Below are 2,999 nucleotides of genomic sequence, written 5' to 3' on the forward strand. Positions count from 1 at the left end.
TGCTTTCCTGCACGATCACACGGTCTACGATGACCCTGACGTATTTCTGGTTTGTGAGGGCCTGAAAGGTTTCTACTGTGAAATCATTTCACGCCGCCGCGGCGAAATCCAGGTGGCGCTGCGCCCACCCATCATCCACGAAGCCTTGGGCCGGGCCTATGAACTGCTCCTTTCCCACCAGGAGCGAGTCATGGAGAACGACCGGGCCCTTCAGGCGTGAAGCCAGAGGCGGTCCACGCCTGGACACAGCTTTACGCAGCCGTTGGCCTGCTTGCCGTCATCTGCGCAGGCTGTGCGGCTTTGAAAACAATCCTTGAGCTCCGTGGCGGCGCCGTCGTCATCCCACATGCGACGTGGAAGCAGAAGTTTCTTTTGATTCCACGTCTCTGGTTCCGGTTTCAGCTAAGCTACCTGACCGGGTTTCCGTGCATCATGGGCATCACGTTGCTCTATGCGCACTATATCGGGTTCGAAGCGTTCAATCCATCATAGCGTACCAGTTCGACGCTACGGTAACCTGACGCGATCACGGCCTTCATGGCCACATTTCCCCGAAATTCGGCATCGGTAGTTGCAACGCCCAGTCGTGCAAGTCGTGCCCAATTGGTGGTGATGGTGCGCACATAGTTTCGGGTTTCCGGAATGGCTGGCACGTAACCTCGTTGCAGAGCGCGTCGTTCCGGACCTGCATTATAAGCGGCAAGTGCCAGGTCCACTCGTCCGAAACGGTCAAGCTGTTGACGCAGGTACCGCGCACCTGCCCGCATGTTTGAAACTTTATTAAACGGATACGATAGCCCAAGCAGGCGGGCGGTTCCCGGCATGATCTGCATGATACCCATGGCACCAGCCCTGCTGATCACCCAGGATTTATATCCGGACTCCTGCGTGATAACAGCGTCGAGAAGATTGGTCGGGAGGCCGAACTCGCAGGCTATGGCTGCGACCGTATCGAAATTGAGTGCCCTGCGACTCTCGATTTCCTGTGGCAACCACCAAGTCGGAACGTAGCGAACACTTTCGCAGTTCTCGATGTTTCTTGCTCCGAGCCCGCGTTCATGTGCCTGCTGTATGATTGGCATCACCCCCCTATAAAGCCTTTGATCCACTTCAAAATTGCCACCAAACATTACAGTGCCAGGATCAGTCCCATCTGCCGGCGATGTTCCACCCCAATGCTCCAGCCCATTCTGTTCGAGATGGGCTCGTAACGATGACTCGACATCTCGCTGGGGAGAGCCATGCCGCAATTGAGGGTCAACCAGCTTTTGCTGCACGGCATGCAACTTTGCGAAATCAAGGATGTCGGCTTCGCGCGCAGCGGCACTGCCGCAGCAGCATGCCACTAAGCATAAATGAATCGCAGCTTTGGGTATTTTCACTGTGCACCCCGTATGGGCGCACTGAGCTAGTGGGTTTGCGCATCGTCAAAGGATCAAACGAGGAACCTCGAGTCAACCGAAAATTCGCCAATAACGAACAGTCGACTATGGGCATCCAACAGACAATCTGACGAAAATGCAGGTTCGCTCGCTCGGCTCGTGTCTGAATCAGCGCTGATCCCAGCCCTTGCAGTTGTCCTGTTAATCTTGGCCTTGCAGATATGGATCCACAGACTCCGCTGATGTTTGAGGCAGCAACGCGCACCAACCACCGTGACCCATTTTGATAGAATTTCTTACCTTACGCGCAGTTGATGCAGCGGGTAGCTATAGGGAGCGCCTTAAGACGAGCGGCACCGATGCTGCTACCACAGGCCGCGCAAGTTCCATAGCTGCCGTTCTCGATCCGCAACAGGGCAGCTCTGATATCAAGAATCTCCTGCCGGATAACCCCATCGACGCCAGCAAGTGCTTCATCGTCAGCAAGGTCGACAGCCTGCTCAGAGGAATCGGCATCGAGTGGGTGGCGCAGTTCATCCTCGATGGCCTCCGCGCGATTGGTCAATTCGTTGAGCCGCAAGGTGAGCTGTTCCACAACATCCTGATAATCAGCCATTATTCTTATCCTGACCCATACTGGTAGTAAAACCATCCATTCTCAGCGGCGAACGCTACCGGCAATTGCCGCTGCTTCGAAGCGGGAGCAGTCTGATGGAGAACGGAATATACTGCAAATGGCGCCGCACTAAAGACTATCGCCTGCGTCAGATTGGTTGCAGCAGGTCGTTGTCCGGCGAGTGGATAAAAACGGAGTGAACACCATTGGAACAGACTGACGCCGCCCCGGATACGGACCGGACCGAGCCTCATCCGCTTGAGGTGGTGCCGCCAGCACGGATGGCGCGCCTGGTCGAGGAAGTCGGTGTCGGCAAAGTTCTGCTGCCCTTCATTCCAACACTGACCCTTGGCATTCTTGCGGGTGCTTTCATTGCCTTCGGGTCCATGTTTTTCACGGTCACGATCACAGGCAGTGAACTCGGGTTTGGGCCGACCCGCCTGCTGGGCGGACTTGCCTTCTCACTTGGCCTGATATTGGTGATCATCGGCGGCGCGGAGCTGTTTACCGGTAACAGCCTCATCATCATGGCCTGGGCAAGTCGGCGCATCGGCACGGCCGCGCTGTTGCGCAATTGGGCCCTCGTCTATGTCGGCAATTTCATCGGAGCAGTTTCGACGGCAATACTCGTCCATCTGTCAGGCGTGTTAAGCGAGAGTGAAAATGCTGTTGGCGCTACTGCCGCCATGATCGCAATCGCCAAGACTTCGCTGGATCCGGCGCAGGCCTTTGTGCGGGGGATATTGTGCAACATCCTCGTCTGCCTCGCCGTCTGGATGTGCTTTGCCGCGCGCAGCGTGTCTGGCAAAATCACGGTTATCGTCCTGCCGATTACAGCCTTCGTTGCCCTGGGATTCGAGCATTCGATCGCCAATATGTACCTGATCCCCGTCGGCATGCTGCACCATAATGGGGCTATCGATGTCATGGCTTTGCTTGCCAATCTGCTCCCTGTGACCGCGGGAAACATTGTTGGAGGCGGTGTGCTGGTCGCGCTGGTA

3 protein-coding genes and 1 pseudogene are annotated in these 2,999 nt (G+C 56.2%); 2 read left to right on the forward strand and 2 right to left on the reverse strand.

Annotated features, from left to right (window positions below; all coding sequences use genetic code 11):
- Positions 1 to 220 (forward strand): annotated as a pseudogene (locus SX1_RS21910) (hypothetical protein); the annotation flags it as partial.
- Positions 221 to 458: 238 nt separating this feature from the next.
- On the opposite strand, the gene SX1_RS24050 reads toward SX1_RS21910, so the two are convergent.
- Both SX1_RS24050 and SX1_RS24055 read right to left on the reverse strand, forming a co-directional pair.
- Positions 459 to 1,382: a lytic transglycosylase domain-containing protein gene (locus tag SX1_RS24050; RefSeq protein ID WP_255209828.1), complete on the reverse strand. Its 924-nt coding sequence runs from the start codon at positions 1,380 to 1,382 to the stop codon at positions 459 to 461.
- A gap of 301 nt (positions 1,383 to 1,683) precedes the next feature.
- Positions 1,684 to 1,998, reverse strand: a complete 315-nt coding sequence (locus SX1_RS24055) for a TraR/DksA family transcriptional regulator (protein ID WP_026150047.1) — start codon at positions 1,996 to 1,998, stop codon at positions 1,684 to 1,686.
- A gap of 206 nt (positions 1,999 to 2,204) precedes the next feature.
- Here SX1_RS24055 and SX1_RS21930 point away from each other — a divergent pair.
- On the forward strand, positions 2,205 to 2,999 hold a 795-nt coding region (locus SX1_RS21930), incomplete at its 3' end, for a formate/nitrite transporter family protein (protein WP_217996430.1).

The sequence above is a fragment of the Sphingobium xenophagum NBRC 107872 genome, assembly GCF_000367345.1.
Classification (GTDB): domain Bacteria; phylum Pseudomonadota; class Alphaproteobacteria; order Sphingomonadales; family Sphingomonadaceae; genus Sphingobium; species Sphingobium xenophagum.

Coding starts and splice junctions, on each gene's coding strand:
- SX1_RS24055 (WP_026150047.1), bottom strand. CDS start 1,998: ATGGCTGATTATCAGGATGTTGTGGAACAGCTCACCTTGCGGCTCAAC.